Raw genomic sequence first — 16,536 nt, forward strand, 5'->3', positions numbered from 1 at the left:
TAAATTATTACATTACTTTTTCCCTTCAACCACAATAACAATTTCTCCTTTTGGTGGTTTGTTGGTGTAATGTTTTAAAACTGCTTTTGCAGTTCCTCTAACAGTTTCTTCGAACATTTTTGTGAGTTCTCTAGAAACAGAAACTTGTCTGTTGGCTCCAAAATATTCTGCAAAATGCCCTAATGTTTTTACCAATTTATGTGGCGATTCATAAAAAATCATAGTTCTGGTTTCTTCCGCTAATAAAAGTAAACGCGTTTGTCGCCCTTTTTTAACGGGTAAAAAACCTTCAAAAACAAACTTATCATTAGGTAAACCAGAATTTACCAAAGCTGGCACAAAAGCCGTGGCTCCAGGTAAACACTCAACATCAATCTTATTTTCTACACAAGCTCTTGTTAATAAAAAACCTGGGTCTGAAATTGCTGGAGTTCCTGCATCAGAAATTAATGCACAAGTTTCTTCGTTTTTTAATCGATTTAAAATGCCTTCTATAGATTTATGTTCATTGTGCATATGATGACTGTGCATTTGCGTAGCAATCTCAAAATGTTTTAAGAGTTTTCCGCTGGTACGAGTATCTTCAGCTAAAATAAAATCGACTTCTTTCAAAACTTTAATGGCTCTAAAAGTCATATCTTCTAAATTGCCAATGGGTGTAGGAACTAAATATAATTTACTCATTAATCTTAGTTTTTAATTTTTTGTGTTGAGTTTTTAGTGAACTTAAAACTCACAACTCAACATTTAAAACTTTTTAAATAGATTCGTATTCTTCCACAGTAATAGCTGCCACAATATCTCCTGTATGTTTTATAGAAAGAGGCTCAAACAACAAAATATGAACTTCTTCTTTTGCAATGGGTTTATGCTCTATTCCTTTTGGAACGATGTAAAATTCGCCTTCTTTTAGTGTGATTGTTTGGTCTCTCAATTCAATCTCTAAACAACCTTTTATCACCAAAAATAATTCGTCTTCATAATCGTGTTTATGAAAAACAAATTCTCCTTTTAATTTTGCTAGCAATATTTGTTGATTATTTAACTCGCCAATTTTCTTTGGCGACCATAAATCTTGAAATAACTTGAATTTTTCTTGAATATTAATTACACTCATAAATACAAACTTACAAAAGAATTGTGTAAAATTCTTTTGTAAGTTAAGTTAATAAAAACGAAAAACTGGGGGATTATTTGATAATAATTTTTTTAGTTAATGAGTTTTGATTTTCATCTTTTATCTTCATTATATAAATTCCGGAATGCAAAGAAGATATATTTATTGATGGTTGATTTTTGTTTGATAAAACCAATTGTCCAAATTGATTGTAGACTTTAAGTGATGTTATTATTGATGACGATTTTATAGAAACCACACTTTTTACAGGGTTAGGAAATATTTTAAAATTCGTTTTAGATACAGCGTTTACATTTAAAGCAGTAACATTTTTATACAACTTTATTCTGTCTTTATTTCTTGAAGCAGTTAATACATCTAAATCTCCATCATTATCTATATCTGTACCAAAAACGTGATAAGGAGCAACTTCTGATGAAGTAATTACAATCTGATTTCCAAAACTTCCTTTTCCATTTGTATTTTTGTACCAACCAATTTTACTGTCTTCGTAATTTGAAGAAAGAATATCTATATCTCCATCAGAATCTACATCAGCAGCAAAAATAGAATTTACCTTATATGCTTTAGATGTTATTAATTTTTCTGAACTAAAAGTTCCATTTCCATTATTGCTAAACCAAACAATTTTATTGTGTCCAGAACTTGTTCCAATAACATCTAAATCTCCATCTTTATCAATATCAGCAGCAGTTACATCTGTTGCTACATCTAATGTAGATGATAAAACTTTTTCGCTAGTAAAAGAACCATCTCCATTATTTTTATACCAAGAAATATAATCGTTAAAAGAAGCTGTTAGTACATCAATATTTCCATCTTTATCTAAATCTGCTGCAAAAACTGCAACAGGATTGCCTGCTGTAGATGAAATTATAATTTCGTTACCAAAATCATTCATTCCGTTGTTTTTATACCAAGCAACTTTGTTGTCTAAACGAGAAACAGAAATAACGTCTATATGACTATCATTGTCTAAATCTGCTGCAAAAACATCGTAAGCACTATCTGCATTTGTAGAGATTATTTTTTGAGAACTAAAATTACCTTTTCCATCATTTTGATACCAAGCAATTTTATCATCGTCGTAAGAAGCAGAAAGAACATCTATAAAACCGTCTTTATTTAAATCTTTGGCATAAACAGTCCAAGGTTTTTTAACACTTGTTGTAATAATTTGTTGTGATCCAAAAGTGCCCTGCCCATTGTTTTTATACCAAGCAATTTTGTTGTCATTTAATGATGCAGAAAGCACATCTACAAGTCCATCTCCATTTAAATCTGCTGCAAAAACACAATTTGCACCATCTGTTTCTGTAGTTACTAAATTGCTTTGAAAACTAACTTGTGAGTTTACCAAAGTAACAATTAATAACATTATTGAAGTAAGTATTTTTCTTTTCATAGTGTTTGTTTTTAAGAATGAATATTGGTTTTTGCCTACAAAAACCTTAGATTTCTTGTAGGCAAAAATTTGATTAAAAAACTCTAGCAATCTAAATTAATGCTCTTTTCTACCTCTTTTATAAGTAGATCTAGCGTCTTTAGTTCAGACTCTTTTACACAACTTTTAGATTTGTTTAAGGCATTTAAATACGTTTTTCCTTTTTTCTTTAAATCTGTACAGTTGGCAGAGGTTTTATCCATTTGAAAAGCAGATAATGCTGAATAGTAACTTACAGAAGTTGTTTTAATAAGCTGAACACTATCTTGGCAAGGATTAACATCATCACTTTTGTTACTAGAACAAGAAACATTAAACAACATAACTGTTAATAATAACACAAATACTCTTTTTAAGTTTTTCATTTTAATTTATTTTAAGATTATACTACAAAGTTATATCCCAAATAAAAAAAAACGACCATAACAAATAGTGATTTTTATCACCCAAAAGGGTGATTTGATTAAAAAAACTAAAAAATGATTATGAAATTTTCTGGATAGCTTGCACCCTATTTTTTACATCTAACTTTGTGTAAATGTGATAAATATGTGTTTTAATGGTGTTATTAGACACAAACATTTTCTCTGCAATTTGTGCATTGCTAAGTCCGTTAGATATATGCTCAAGAACTTCTATTTCTCTTTTTGATAATTGAAATTCTTTTAGTTCTTTTTTAGATAAAGAAACACTTTTTTGATGCCTAGATTTTAGCTTTTTAATTTGAAGTAAATAATTTTGAAGCTGCGTATTTTTTTGTTCTAATTCTAGCGATTTATTTCTTCTGAATAAAAAGAAAGCAATTAATAAAACAAACAGACTTATAACTCCTAAAATAACACTTGTTATAAACAAAGAAAAATTAGATGCTGCTTTTTTTTCTATGCTATTTTTAGCTTTTGCTAAAGATTGAATCTTAGAGTCTTTTTTAGAAGATTCATAACTAATTTGCGAACTAATAATACTTTTCTGTGAAGCTTCATTTAAAATGCTATCTCTAAAAGCCAGTACTTGTTTTTGAGTGTTTAAAGCTTTTTTATATTGGTTGGTTTTAGCATAATAACTTGTTAAGGTTTTATAGCCCAATAAAATATTTTCTTTAGAATTTATTTCTTTAGCTTTATCTAAACCAATATTAATGTAAATTTTTGCTTCTTTAATGTGGTTTAAATGCAGTAGATTAATTCCAATATTCAAGAAACTTTTACTTAAATATCTTGTATTATGATATTTTTTTAATTGCGGAATAGATTTAAAATAAAATTCATTAGATTTTTTATACTCTTTTTGTTTTTGATACAACTTTCCCAGTAAAGTATATTTTATAGAAACACCTTCTTTTCTAGGATGTTTTATAGCTAAATCTAAAGACTTGTTTATATAAAAATGCGCAGAATCATAAGCTTGTTTTTCAATAAAGATTTCACCTAAATTGGCATACCCGTATTCTTGTCCTTTTTTATTCTCTCTTTCTTTTTCTAATAAAATTGCTTTTCTTAAATAAAACAACGCTTTATCATATTGTTGTGTATCAATAAAAACATTTCCAATACCATTTAAAGCAATAGAAACACTCCTCTTATTATTTATTTTTTCTGATAATTTTAAAGCTTTAAAATAATGATTGAAAGCTTCTTTTTCTAAATTTACCTTTCTATAAGTAACACCAAGGTTATTTAAACATTTTATGATTAATAAAGTATCTTTTGTTTGATTTAAAAAAGATAATGCTCTTTTATGATTTGTTATGGAGCTACTGTAATCCTGTTCATATCTAGCAGTAAGTCCTTTTCTATCATAGCAAACGCCAATTCCTTTTATATAAAAAATGTCTTTAGAAATAGTTAAAGCACTTTCTAAAACACGCTTATCAATTTCTTTTTGCCTAATAGATTGTTTGTATAAACCAATTAAATTATCAACCTTTTTTATAGAATTTGGAGTATTTTTAATTGACTGAAAAGTGCTGTCAATTTTTACTCTTTTTTTTTGAGAAAATAAAGGAATCGTTACAATTAAAACACACCATAAAACAAAGAAATGCCTCACAACAAAATGTTTCTTTCAAAGATAAAACTAAATTGCTAGATTCTTTCAATTTTTTCGCCTTTTTAGTTAAATTTGCAGTCCATTAAATAAAACTATTTTACACTCACTGTATAAGGTTAGTTTTAATTTTTAAAAATAAAAAAATGTACAGAAGTCATTCTTGTGGTGAGCTAAGAACATCACACATTAATACAGAAGTAACTTTAGCAGGTTGGGTGCAAAAATCAAGAGACAAAGGTTTTATGATTTGGGTAGATTTACGTGATAGATACGGAATTACACAACTTATTTTTGATGAAGAGCGCACACCAGCAACAATGATGGAAAAAGCAAAATCTTTAGGTAGAGAATTTGTGATTCAAGTTACAGGAACTGTAATTGAGCGTGAGTCTAAAAATGATAAAATGCCTACAGGAGACATTGAATTATTAGTATCAGATTTAAAAATACTTAATGCAGCTGTGCTGCCACCTTTTACTATTGAAGACGAAACCGATGGTGGAGAAGATATTAGAATGAAATACAGATACTTAGATATTCGTAGAAATCCTGTTAAAGACAGTTTAATATTTCGCCATAAAGTTTCTATGGAAGTTCGTAAATACTTGTCTGACCAAGAATTTATTGAAGTTGAAACTCCTTATTTAATAAAATCTACGCCTGAAGGCGCAAGAGATTTTGTAGTTCCTTCTCGTATGAATGAAGGTCAGTTTTATGCTCTGCCACAATCTCCCCAAACCTTTAAACAATTGTTAATGGTTGGCGGAATGGATAAATATTTTCAGATTGTAAAATGTTTTAGAGACGAAGATTTACGTGCAGACAGACAGCCAGAATTCACACAAATAGACTGTGAAATGGCATTTGTAGAGCAAGAAGATATTTTAAATATTTTTGAAGGATTAACACGTCATTTACTAAAAGAAATTAACGGAGTAGAAGTTGATAAATTTCCAAGAATGCAATATGATGATGCAATGAGTTTGTATGGAAATGACAAGCCAGACATTCGTTTTGGAATGGAGTTTTGCCCCTTAATCCCCAAAGGGGAAACCTTTGGGTTTTCTGTTTTTGATGATGCAGAATTGGTTATTGGAATTAACGTTAAAGACTGTGCAAATTATACTAGAAAACAAATTGACGAACTTGTAAAATGGGTAAAAAGACCACAAATTGGCGCAACTGGTTTAATTTGGATAAAATATAATGAAGACGGTTCTTTAAAATCTTCTGTAAATAAGTTTTTTGATGAAGATTATTTAAAACATTTTGCCGATGCTATGGATGCAAAAGCAGGTGATTTGATGCTAGTTTTATCGGGCGAAACCAATAAAGTAAGAACGCAAATGTCTGCTTTAAGAATGGAATTAGCAGAACGTTTAGGATTAAGAGATCCTAAAGTATTTGCGCCTCTTTGGGTTATCGATTTTCCGCTATTAGAGTTAGATGAAGAAACGGGTCATTACCACGCAATGCATCATCCTTTTACATCGCCAAAACCTGGGCAATTAGCATTGTTAAACACAAAACCAGGAGAAGTAAAAGCAAATGCTTACGATTTAGTTTTAAACGGAAACGAAATTGGTGGAGGTTCTATTAGAATTCACGATAAAGAAATTCAGGCAACTATGTTAAAGCATTTAGGTTTTTCTGAAGAAGATGCCAAAGCACAATTTGGTTTTTTAATGGATGCTTTTGAATATGGTGCGCCTCCTCATGGAGGTTTGGCTTTTGGTTTAGATAGATTAGTGGCTATTTTAGGCGGACAAGAAACCATTAGAGATTTTATTGCGTTCCCAAAAAATAATTCTGGTAGAGACGTAATGATTGATGCGCCAGCTTTTATTGATGAAGAACAATTGAAAGAATTGAGTTTGAAATTGAATATTGAAGAATAAAATACATTTTTTAAAATAAAATAAACCTCACAGGTTTTAAAAACCTGTGAGGTTTATTTTATTAAAATTTCACTACTTTTAAATTATGAAAAAAATCATCCTATTTCTATTATTTTTCAGTACAATAATTTCCTTTTCTCAAGAACTTACAGGAAATCAATTATTGGAAAAAGCAATCAAGTTTCACGATCCAAATAACAATTGGGCAACTTTTAAAGGTACTTTATTTGTAACAATGGAAACCCCAAAACGCACTCCAAGAGAAAGCAAAATTACTATTGATTTACCGAAACAATACTTCTCAGTTACAGCAAAAAAAGACACCATTATTACCAATTTTAACGTAAACGAAGATGATTTTAAAATCAGTTTTAATGGAGATGAAAATCCTTCTGATGAAATTAAAAAGAAATACGGTTTGAACAAAGAAAGAGCAAATATGTACAAAAATTATTACACGTATTTGTATGGTTTGCCAATGAAATTAAAAGACAATGGAACAATTATTCATCAAAAAGTTGAAAAAAGAAAGTTTAAAGGCAAAGAATATTTGGTTTTAAAAGTTACTTATAAAAAAGAAGTAGGTAAAGACACTTGGCATTTTTATTTTAATCCAAAAACCTATGCAATGGAAATCTATCAGTTTTTTAAAAAACCCAAAGATAGTGGAGAATATATTTTATTATCAGAAATAGAAACAATTAATAATATTAAAATGCCAAAAATAAGAGCTTGGTATTATAATAAAGACGATAAATATTTAGGAACTGATATTTTATCATCAAAAAAATAAATAAAAAGACAATTGTCATTTCGAAATGAGTGAAGTATGAACGATTGAGAAATCTAGATTTATCCTCATTCTTTATTCGGAATGACATTAAAAATAAAATGGCATCAAGAAAAAAAATATTTAAAAAGATTTTAATTTGGAGATATAGACATATCTCTGAACGTCAGTTTGTTTATATTTTAAGTATTCTAGTTGGTTTTTTAGCTGGATTAGGAACAGTTTTACTAAAAAACATTACGCACTATATCCAATTACTTTTAGCAGTAGATTTTTTAAAGAACTCAAAGAGTTCTATGTATTTTATTTTTCCAATTATTGGTTTATTAATTGTTGTTATTATAAAAAAAGTTTGGCTAAAAAAACATATTGGTCACGGAATTTCTACCACTCTTTATGCCATTTCTAAGAGAAAAGGAATTATCCCTAAATATAACATTTATGCATCTTTGCTAACAGCTCCATTAACAGTTGGTTTTGGGGGTTCTGTAGGGTTGCAAGGACCCGCAGTTAGTGCAGGTACAGCTTTGGCTTCTTACACTTCTAGGTTGTTTCATATGAACACAAAAACAAGAATGCTTTTAATTGGTTGTGCAACTGCAGGCGCTATGTCTTCTATGTTTAAAGCTCCTATTGCAGGTATTGTTTTTGCTTTAGAAGTATTTAGTTTAGATATTGCATTTGTTTCTTTAGTTCCTTTATTATTAGCATCAGTTGCTGCTATTGTAACATCGTATCTTTTTTTAGGTTCTGATGTTTTACTAGGCTTTGAATTAAATGATAAATTTAAAATTGGTGAAATAGGTTTTTATGCCATTTTTGGGATTTTTACAGGAATCATATCTGTCTATTTTTCTGTAGTCTATTTTGCTATTAGAAATTTTTTTTATCAATTTAAAAAACGATTTGTTAGATTAATTATAGGAAGTGTAATAATTGGTTGCATATTATACCTTATGCCCTCTTTATATGGTGAGGGTTATGGATTAATAAATAATTTATTAGAAGGAAATCATATTGCAGCAATTGGTAATACTCCTTTTTCTTTTGACCATAATAGCGTTTGGATTGTTATTATACTCTTATTACTCATCACTTTTTTTAAAGCAATAGCAATGAGTACCACTTTTGCTGCTGGCGGTGTTGGTGGTATTTTTATTCCTACATTAGTTATGGGTTCTGCACTTGGTAATGCTTTTGCAAAAATTATTAACAACATAGGTTTAGGTTTTCATGTTTCTGAAGCTAATTTTACTTTGATTGGAATGACAGGTTTAATGGCTGGAGTTTTACATGCACCTCTTACTGCCATATTTTTAATTGCCGAAATTACAGGTGGTTACGATTTATTTGTTCCGTTAATGTTAGTAGCAGCTATCTCTTTCTCTATTACAAAATATTTTATTTCTAACTCTATTTATACTTATAAATTGGCACAAAGAGGAGAACTCATTACACATAATAAAGATAAAAATGTGATGATGATGATGCAAATTGATAAACTGATTGAAACCAATTTTAAAGAAATTTACCCAGAGATGTTATTAGGTGATATGCTAAAAAAAGCAGTTGCCACATCTGCAAGAAATATTTTTCCGGTAATTAATAAAGAAAAACAATTTTTAGGAATTGTTTTGTTAGATGATATTCGCCCAGTAATGTTTGATGCTGAAATGTATAAAAGTGTTACTGTTGAAGCTTTTATGAAAGCTGCACCAGAAATAATTTTACAAACAGATTCTGTAGAAAAAGTAATGAATAAATTTAAAGTAAGTGGCGCTTGGAACTTACCCGTTGTTAAAAACGGAAAATATGTTGGTTTTATTTCTAAATCAAAATTATTAACTGCTTACCGAAATAAATTGGTAGAAGTAACTTCTTAAAAAAGAATGAGAACCAATAGTTTTTCGCAAAAAATGAGCAAAAAATCTAACCAAGAGTTAGAGAACATCATAAATGAAAAAGACAAATATAATTTTGAAGCGATTCAAGCAGTAGTTTGGGAATTAGAAAACAGAAATTTAATTAACAAAGAAGACCTACTTTACACGGAATATTCTAAAGAAATCGAAGTTGTAAAAAACACAGAACTAGAGCAAAAACTTAAAGAAAACGAAAGTCCTTTTAAAGAATTAGTACTCCCTGTTCTATATTCTAAACAAGCAATACAAGGGTTTACAATTTTATTTTCTACAATATTTGGTGCGGTTTTATTAATGTCTAATTTAAAAGTTTTAAAGAAAATAAAAGCTAGAACTCAAGTACTTATTTTTGGTATTATTTACACCATAATTTCAGGTGTGCTTTTAAATCTAATGCCAAGAACATTTTTGTTAACATTGATATTTAACTTAATAGGATATCTAATTTTAATAGCATTTTTTTGGAACAAAAATTTAGGAAAAGATTTACAATACAGAAAGAAAGAAATTTGGAAACCTTTAATTATATCTATCATAATTTTAGTTGCTGTTGTTTTTTTACAATTTTTACCTCAAATACTTTTAGAATAAATTATTTCCCAGACAAAAACTTAACTACTAAATCTGGGAAATCTGTAAAAGCACCATCTATATTTGCATCAATAATAAGTGTTTGCATCATTTCATTAAATGTAGAAAACTCATTTAAAGCATCAGCTCTAAATGTATAAGGGTGCACCTTTAAACCCAATTTATGCGCATCAGAAACTAAAGAAGTAAACGTAAATTTATCGCTTACTTTTTTGTCTAAAATTTGTTTGTACCAAGGTCCAATTCCGTCTGCATAAGTTGCAAAGTGTTTAAGATTTTTTGCTTCTTCTGGAAACTCCATTAATTGTACTAAAAACAATTCCGATTTTAATTCTTTTCTAATTCTTTCTAATTCTTTGGCATCAAAACACTGTAAAATACAATTGTCTTTTTTGGTTTTATAGCCATAATCAGAAAGTATTTTTAGAACAATTTCTGTAAGGTTTTTTCCTTCTTTTTTATGAAATTCTGGAGCTTTAATTTCTGGATAAATTCCAATATTTTTTCCTGTAGAGTTATTTAATCCTTGTATCATTTCTATTTCTTCTTGTAAAGAATGGAGTTTAAAATTTCCTTTTCCTTTCGGAAAACGATTTTTATAAACTTGCACTCCTGTTTTAGGATTAAAACGTTCTGAAACTTGTAGGGTTTTTAGTTCGTTAAAGGTAAAATCTATCACATAAAATCTACCATCATTTCTTTTTCTATTTGAGAATTTTGTGGCAACATCAGTAACATCATCTAAATAAATATCATGAATTACAATGGGCACATCGTCTTTACTCAACACCAAATCTTGCTCTATAAAATCAGGATTCATAGCATAAGCCATTGCCTTAGATTCTATTGTGTGCTCTGGCAAATACCCAGAAGCGCCTCTGTGAGCAATCACTATTTTTTTATTCATATTGAATTCTTTTTTTGTTGGATTGCAAGATAAAAACAGCAAACCAATCAAAAATACTGAAATAGATTTCATTTTTTTATAATTTTAATTATTCTGATAAAAATCACACTTTAATTTTTATATTTTTTATTCGTGATAATCTGTGAAATTCGTGTTATTAATATGTTTAAAAATATAACTTTTGTAGTTTTGTAATATGAAATTAGCGTTAAAAATTATGTTTGTTATCTTTTTAATTTGGGTAACAATAGGAATTTACCTTATAAATATCGAACACGAAAAAGCCCAAATTGTAATGGGTTTAGGAGTTTTTTATTTTTCTTTTTTGTTTATGCCATTCTTTATTTATTACAGATACAGAGATGGAAAATACAAGAAATACATTTTAAATGATGAAAAGTTAAAGAATGCTTTTAAAAATGTTGGAAAAGATTAGATACTTAGTGTTATTCTGAACTCGATTCATAATCTCAATCTTTTGTTTTGTGAGAACCTGAAACAAGTTCAGGTTGATGCGAAAACAATCTTAATCTTTCTTTTTTAAAAAAGCATACACAGGAAAATGGTCTGAAAATCCGCCCTGATACCACTTGCCAATATAGGTTCTAAACGGGCTTCCTTTTAGTTTTCCTCTAAAAACCTTCATCCATTTTTTATTAAAAACCTCTGCATATTTAAAATATAATTTGCCTTCTTTTTTTACTAAAAAATTTTTACTAAATATTATTTGATCAAATAAATTCCATTTTCCATCATAGGTTAACGTTCCATTACCTTTAGCTAACAAGCTTTCCATAGGATTGTAAAAATCGTCTAAAACCAAATATTCTTTAACACTTTTACTTGTTGGATCGTCATTAAAATCGCCCATAATAATAATTTTTGGGTCAATTTCTTTATCGTTAATTGCATCAATAATACTCCTAACAGTTTCTGCAGCCGTAATTCTTTTGTGCGCTGTTTCTGCGGCTCCTTCTCTTCTAGAAGACCAATGGTTTACCAAAATATGCACCAATTCTCCGTGTAAATTTCCAGTAACTTTTAAAATATCTCTTGTGTAATCTCGCGCTCCATTTTCATCTTCTAAATAAACAGGATAGGTTTCAGAACCCAAATACTCAAAGGCTTGTTTGTTGTACAATAAAGCAACATCAATTCCGCGTTCGTCAGGAGAATCGTAATGGGCAAAACCATAATGATACTTTTTTAAGGAAGAAGAATTTATTAAATCGCTCACAACTTTTGCATTCTCAACCTCTACCAAACCAACTATTGCTGGTGGATATTTAGAACGATTCATCCCTAATTGAGAAATTACAGAACCTAATTTTTTAATCTTAACTTTATAGCGTTTGTAGTTCCATCTTTTTTTTCCTTTGGATGTAAAATCATCATCTAAAGTTAACGGATTATCTTTTGTGTCAAATAAATTTTCTACATTATAAAAGCCAATGGTAGTTATTCTTTTACTCTGTTTTGATGATGCTATTGATGGAAACATTTTCTAGAATTTAGAATTTGAAAAGTACAAAAATAACTTAACTTTGTGGCTTATGATAGATCAAAAAGAAGCAACATCAGAAAAAGCGGTTTTAATAGGAATTATTACGCAGCAACAAGACGAATCTAAATCTGAAGAATATTTAGACGAGTTAGAATTTTTAACTACAACTGCTGGGGGAGTTACCGTAAAACGTTTTGTGCAAAAAATGGAAAGACCCAATCCTAAAACTTTTTTAGGAACTGGTAAATTAGATGAAGTTAGAGATTTTATTAATGCACACAATATTGGTACTGCGATTTTTGATGATGAATTATCGCCTGCACAATTGCGTAATATCGAGAAAATTTTAGACTGTAAAATCTTAGACAGAACCAATTTAATCTTAGATATTTTTGCGCAAAGAGCGCAAACAAGTTCTGCTAAAACACAAGTAGAATTGGCTCAAAGCGAATATTTATTACCACGTTTAACCAGACTTTGGACGCACCTAGACAAACAAAAAGGTGGAATTGGAATGCGTGGACCTGGAGAAACAGAAATAGAAACAGACAGACGTATTATTCGTGATAAAATATCGCTGTTAAAAAAGAGACTCAAAACCATTGACAAACAAATGGCGGTTCAACGTAAAAACCGCGGCAAAATGGTGCGTGTTGCTTTGGTGGGTTATACCAATGTTGGTAAATCTACGTTGATGAATGTAATTAGTAAAAGTGATGTTTTTGCAGAAAATAAACTTTTTGCAACCCTAGATACTACAGTTAGAAAAGTGGTGATTAAGAACATTCCTTTTTTAATGACAGACACTGTTGGGTTTATCAGAAAATTACCAACACAACTGGTAGAATCTTTTAAATCTACCTTAGATGAAGTTCGCGAAGCAGATTTATTATTGCACGTTGTAGATATTTCTCATCCAAATTTTGAAGATCATATTGAATCTGTAAACTCAATTTTAGCAGATATAAATTGTGCAGACAAACCTACTTTAATGGTGTTTAATAAAATTGATGCGTACAAGTACGAAACCATTGATGAAGATGATTTAGTAACCGAAAAAGGAAAACAACATTACACTTTACAAGACTGGAAAAAAACGTGGATGAATGATTATGATGTAGCATCTATTTTTATTTCTGCTATAAATAAAGAAAATTTAGAGGAGTTTAAAGACAAAACCTATGAGGAAGTAAAAAAGATTCATATTCAGCGTTTTCCTTATAACGACTTTTTGTATTATGAATATAAAGAAGAAGAATAAAATTATTCTTCAGCACCATCCTCTTCTATAATCCCCATTTGCTTGGCACGATTTTCCCAAGATTTTCTGGCATAAGATTGCAAGTCTGCAATTTTATCGCTTTCATCCATAATTTCTAAACCAAGTAAAGTTTCTATAACATCTTCTTGAGAAACGAGTCCGCTTACAGAACCATATTCATCTACCACCAAAGCAATATGTTCTCTTTCTTTAATGAGTTTATCAAACAAATCTGGAATAGAAAGTTCTTTCTTTGTTACTAAAATGGTTCTTTTAATGGTTGCTAATTTTTCTTCGCCTTTCCCTTTAATAATTGCTTCTAATAAATTATCCTTTAAAAAATAACCAGTAATATCATCAGGATTTTCGGCAAAAACAGGAACTCTAGAAAAACGTAACATTTTATGATGGTCATAAAAAGATTGAATCGTTTCATTCTCATCAGCCAATTTTAACACTGATCTAGGTGTCATAATATCATTGACTTTTATCTCTTTAAAACCTATTAAATTTCTAATAACTTTACTTTCGTTTTCTTTAAAAACACCTTCTTTTTCAGCCATATCTGCCATCACCAAAAAACTTTCTCTGCTTAAAACACTTCCATGTCCTTTGCCTCCAATTAATTTTGTGGTTAATTGTAACAGCCATAGAATTCCTGTATATTTTAAAGGAAAAAGCATCACTTTTAAAGCTTTAGCAGTAAAATTTGCTAACTTTTTCCAGTAAGTTGCACCAATAGTTTTAGGTATAATTTCTGATGCCACTAAAATTAAAATTGTCATAATTGTAGAAACCACACCTACCATAAGATCTTCAGTAAATTGAATTCCAAAAAGACTTCTTGTTGTGGTTCCATACATTTCTGCATAGGCAACTTTAGCTTGCACACCTACTAAAATTGCGCCTACTGTATGAGCAATTGTGTTAATGGTTAAAATGGCAATAAGAGGTTTGTCTACATCTTTTTTTAAAGTTTCTAATTCTGATGCATATTTTTCTCCTTCACTCTTTTTTAAGTTGATAAAAGTTGGAGTGATACTTAGTAAAACTGCTTCTAAAATAGAGCATAAAAACGAAAAAAATATAGAAATAGCTGCGTAAAATATTAGTAATGACATTAATGATTAATTTTAAATGCTAAGTTACTCAAATAAAAAATATTTTATAGGTTTTTAATTCATAACAAAGAATTAAAATCATTGTCTTTACATTTAACAATCTCATTTATAGTGTACAAAAATTTTAAAAATAATCTTTCTAAATCTGGTTAAAAAATATGATGAAAAAACTTAAAAAGTGTTTGCTAAATAAACAAATCTTTATATATTTGCACCGCTCTTATAATTAAGGGTGGGTAATTATTAAAATTACTTTGAAAGTTCATAAAAATAATGACTGCGAAAGTAGCTCAGGGGTAGAGCATCACCTTGCCAAGGTGGGGGTCGCGGGTTCAAATCCCGTCTTTCGCTCTATTTTTAAATAATACCAATGCTGAAGTGGTGGAATTGGTAGACACGCTGGACTTAAAATCCAGTGAGCAGTAATGCTCGTATGGGTTCAAGTCCCATCTTCAGTACAAAAACCGTAACATTTATTTGTTACGGTTTTTTTGTTTTATATAGTTTCATTTTTGAGTAATCTAAGGGATCAAGTCAAAAAGTTGTGGGATTTAGGAGTTAGGCAAAAATATAGTAAGTTTAAAGAGGAAGAACTCTGTGTTTTTAACACCTCTAAATTGTGTTCTAAAAGCTTTTATCTTAGCATTAAAAGATTTTGCTGAAGTTTTGTTTTTGGTTTTATTAAATATCCAAGAAAGGTTTTGACATAGCTTGTATGCTTTTTCTATATCTGGATATTTTTTAAATAAGATACTGGCTCTTTGGTTTTGATTTTCAGTCTATTTACTACTTGATTTGTAGAGAAAATATCTACATCTAGCTAGTAATTGCTCCACAACTTTTGGTATTGAGCCATTTTTATTTTGGTCTTAAAATATTCAATAAAAGTAAAAAGAATGCTAATTTTACTTTTTAGTTTCTCCTTTTTTTGGCATTGGTCCTCGTAAATGAATAATCAATCCATTTAAAAAGTTTCTTAAAAACTGATCTCCACATTCCATATATTTAGGGTGATCTTCACTTCTAAAAATAGCTCCTAATTCTCCTTTGGTTACTTTAAAATCTACTAGTGCACAAATATTTATAATGTCTGTATCGCGTAATTTATGTGCTACACGTAATTTTTTAAAAATATCATTATTTGTTAATCCCATAGTATAAATGTAGTTATTTTAGGTGACTACTTTAAAAATTGCCCAAGCATAAATTGCAAATCTTGCAAAACGAAATAAGCCAAATAAAACTACGTTTTTAAACGGATATTTAATCATACCTGCTGCCATACAAGAAATTGAAAATGGTACGGGTAATAATGCTCCTACTAAAATTAAAAAACCTCCCCATTTTTTAGAGTTTTTTAAATGTTTAGCCATTTTTACTTCTAGATAGTTTTTTACTGCATCAATTTTTAAAACCATTTTTCCAATAAAATATGACAGCAAACCTCCTATGTAAGATAAAGTTGCTAAGATTGATAAATTTAAAACAGGCTGAGCTGTTTTTTTTGTCCAAGCAATAAAAATTTCTGGAGGAACTAAGCCTAATAAAGTTTCAGAAGTAAAAAAGAAGGAGAAAATTCCTAATCTAGAAAAGGTTTCTGTAATAGATTCTAAACCCTCATTAATATTATAAACATATCTATTTATTAAAAATAAACCAACAACAACAGATACTATTGGCACAAAAGCTTTCTTTATGCTTTCCCAAATAAACATATAAAAACCAGTTCTAGAATAATAACTATGCATTAGCTTAGCTCTTTCTTTTTTAGTTTTTATTCTTTTCTTTTTTGTCATTTTTGAGTTTCTGTTGATTTTGAAACGGTCTGCAAAAATAAGGACTTCTAACATATAAATGTTAAAATAAATTTAGATTAACGCATTTTTATGATTTTCTTAAATTCGCAGTATA

Annotated in this window: 16 protein-coding genes and 2 tRNA genes; 8 read left to right on the plus strand and 10 right to left on the minus strand. The window is 29.2% G+C overall.

The features are described 5' to 3' along the window. Positions 1 to 12: 12 nt before the first annotated feature. From rsmI to ACY2RX_RS09380, 5 genes are all read right to left on the minus strand, one after another. Positions 13 to 684: a 16S rRNA (cytidine(1402)-2'-O)-methyltransferase gene (rsmI, locus tag ACY2RX_RS09360; protein WP_490103714.1), complete on the minus strand. Its 672-nt coding sequence runs from the start codon at positions 682 to 684 to the stop codon at positions 13 to 15. A 73-nt stretch (positions 685 to 757) separates the two neighbouring features. Beyond that, positions 758 to 1,117: a cupin domain-containing protein gene (locus tag ACY2RX_RS09365; RefSeq protein WP_490103715.1), complete on the minus strand. Its 360-nt coding sequence runs from the start codon at positions 1,115 to 1,117 to the stop codon at positions 758 to 760. Positions 1,118 to 1,190: 73 nt separating this feature from the next. Further along, positions 1,191 to 2,543 (minus strand): FG-GAP repeat domain-containing protein, encoded by a 1,353-nt coding sequence (locus ACY2RX_RS09370; protein ID WP_490103716.1) that lies wholly within the window; start codon positions 2,541 to 2,543, stop codon positions 1,191 to 1,193. A gap of 83 nt (positions 2,544 to 2,626) precedes the next feature. After that, positions 2,627 to 2,947, minus strand: a complete 321-nt coding sequence (locus tag ACY2RX_RS09375) for a hypothetical protein (protein WP_490103717.1) — start codon at positions 2,945 to 2,947, stop codon at positions 2,627 to 2,629. Between the two features lie 118 nt (positions 2,948 to 3,065). Next, positions 3,066 to 4,631, minus strand: a complete 1,566-nt coding sequence (locus tag ACY2RX_RS09380; RefSeq protein ID WP_490103718.1) for a LuxR C-terminal-related transcriptional regulator — start codon at positions 4,629 to 4,631, stop codon at positions 3,066 to 3,068. A 143-nt stretch (positions 4,632 to 4,774) separates the two neighbouring features. Between ACY2RX_RS09380 and aspS the strand changes: the two genes are divergently transcribed. From aspS to ACY2RX_RS09400, 4 genes are all read left to right on the plus strand, one after another. Next, a complete protein-coding gene (gene aspS / locus ACY2RX_RS09385) occupies positions 4,775 to 6,529 on the plus strand; it encodes an aspartate--tRNA ligase (RefSeq protein WP_490103719.1) in 1,755 nt (584 codons plus the stop codon). An 85-nt stretch (positions 6,530 to 6,614) separates the two neighbouring features. Further along, positions 6,615 to 7,322 (plus strand): DUF6503 family protein, encoded by a 708-nt coding sequence (locus tag ACY2RX_RS09390; protein ID WP_490103720.1) that lies wholly within the window; start codon positions 6,615 to 6,617, stop codon positions 7,320 to 7,322. A gap of 98 nt (positions 7,323 to 7,420) precedes the next feature. Then, positions 7,421 to 9,202 carry a chloride channel protein gene (locus tag ACY2RX_RS09395; protein WP_490103721.1) on the plus strand — a complete coding sequence of 594 codons (1,782 nt, stop codon included), beginning with the start codon at positions 7,421 to 7,423 and terminating at the stop codon, positions 9,200 to 9,202. Between the two features lie 33 nt (positions 9,203 to 9,235). Continuing rightward, entirely contained in the window at positions 9,236 to 9,832 is a 597-nt protein-coding gene (locus tag ACY2RX_RS09400; protein ID WP_490103722.1) for a hypothetical protein, read from the plus strand. 1 nt (position 9,833) lies between these two features. Here the strand turns inward: ACY2RX_RS09400 and glpQ are convergent, their stop codons facing one another. Next, positions 9,834 to 10,811: a glycerophosphodiester phosphodiesterase gene (gene glpQ, locus ACY2RX_RS09405; protein ID WP_490103723.1), complete on the minus strand. Its 978-nt coding sequence runs from the start codon at positions 10,809 to 10,811 to the stop codon at positions 9,834 to 9,836. A 145-nt stretch (positions 10,812 to 10,956) separates the two neighbouring features. On the opposite strand from glpQ, the gene ACY2RX_RS09410 reads away from it, so the two are divergent. After that, a complete protein-coding gene (locus ACY2RX_RS09410; RefSeq protein ID WP_490103724.1) occupies positions 10,957 to 11,175 on the plus strand; it encodes a hypothetical protein in 219 nt (72 codons plus the stop codon). Between the two features lie 90 nt (positions 11,176 to 11,265). Here ACY2RX_RS09410 and ACY2RX_RS09415 read toward each other — a convergent pair whose 3' ends face one another. Then, on the minus strand, positions 11,266 to 12,240 hold the full coding sequence (locus ACY2RX_RS09415) for an endonuclease/exonuclease/phosphatase family protein (RefSeq protein WP_490103725.1): 975 nt from the start codon (positions 12,238 to 12,240) through the stop codon (positions 11,266 to 11,268). Between the two features lie 52 nt (positions 12,241 to 12,292). On the opposite strand from ACY2RX_RS09415, the gene hflX reads away from it, so the two are divergent. Further along, positions 12,293 to 13,504, plus strand: coding sequence for a GTPase HflX (hflX, locus tag ACY2RX_RS09420; protein WP_490103726.1), 1,212 nt, complete (start codon positions 12,293 to 12,295; stop codon positions 13,502 to 13,504). Positions 13,505 to 13,506: 2 nt separating this feature from the next. On the opposite strand, the gene ACY2RX_RS09425 is transcribed toward hflX, so the two are convergent. Beyond that, positions 13,507 to 14,625, minus strand: a complete 1,119-nt coding sequence (locus tag ACY2RX_RS09425) for a CNNM domain-containing protein (protein ID WP_490103727.1) — start codon at positions 14,623 to 14,625, stop codon at positions 13,507 to 13,509. A gap of 279 nt (positions 14,626 to 14,904) precedes the next feature. Here ACY2RX_RS09425 and ACY2RX_RS09430 point away from each other — a divergent pair. Together ACY2RX_RS09430 and ACY2RX_RS09435 are read left to right on the plus strand one after the other, a co-directional pair. After that, a tRNA-Gly gene (locus ACY2RX_RS09430) sits at positions 14,905 to 14,976 on the plus strand. A gap of 21 nt (positions 14,977 to 14,997) precedes the next feature. Further along, positions 14,998 to 15,083: transfer RNA gene (locus ACY2RX_RS09435), tRNA-Leu, on the plus strand. Positions 15,084 to 15,530: 447 nt separating this feature from the next. Here ACY2RX_RS09435 and ACY2RX_RS09440 read toward each other — a convergent pair. Together ACY2RX_RS09440 and ACY2RX_RS09445 are read right to left on the minus strand one after the other, a co-directional pair. Beyond that, on the minus strand, positions 15,531 to 15,779 hold the full coding sequence (locus ACY2RX_RS09440) for a DUF1456 family protein (protein ID WP_490103728.1): 249 nt from the start codon (positions 15,777 to 15,779) through the stop codon (positions 15,531 to 15,533). An 18-nt stretch (positions 15,780 to 15,797) separates the two neighbouring features. After that, complete coding sequence (locus ACY2RX_RS09445) at positions 15,798 to 16,421, minus strand: YqaA family protein (protein ID WP_490103729.1); 624 nt, start codon at positions 16,419 to 16,421, stop codon at positions 15,798 to 15,800. Positions 16,422 to 16,536: the final 115 nt, after the last annotated feature.

Source organism: Polaribacter sp. 2405UD43-2 (assembly GCF_058147125.1).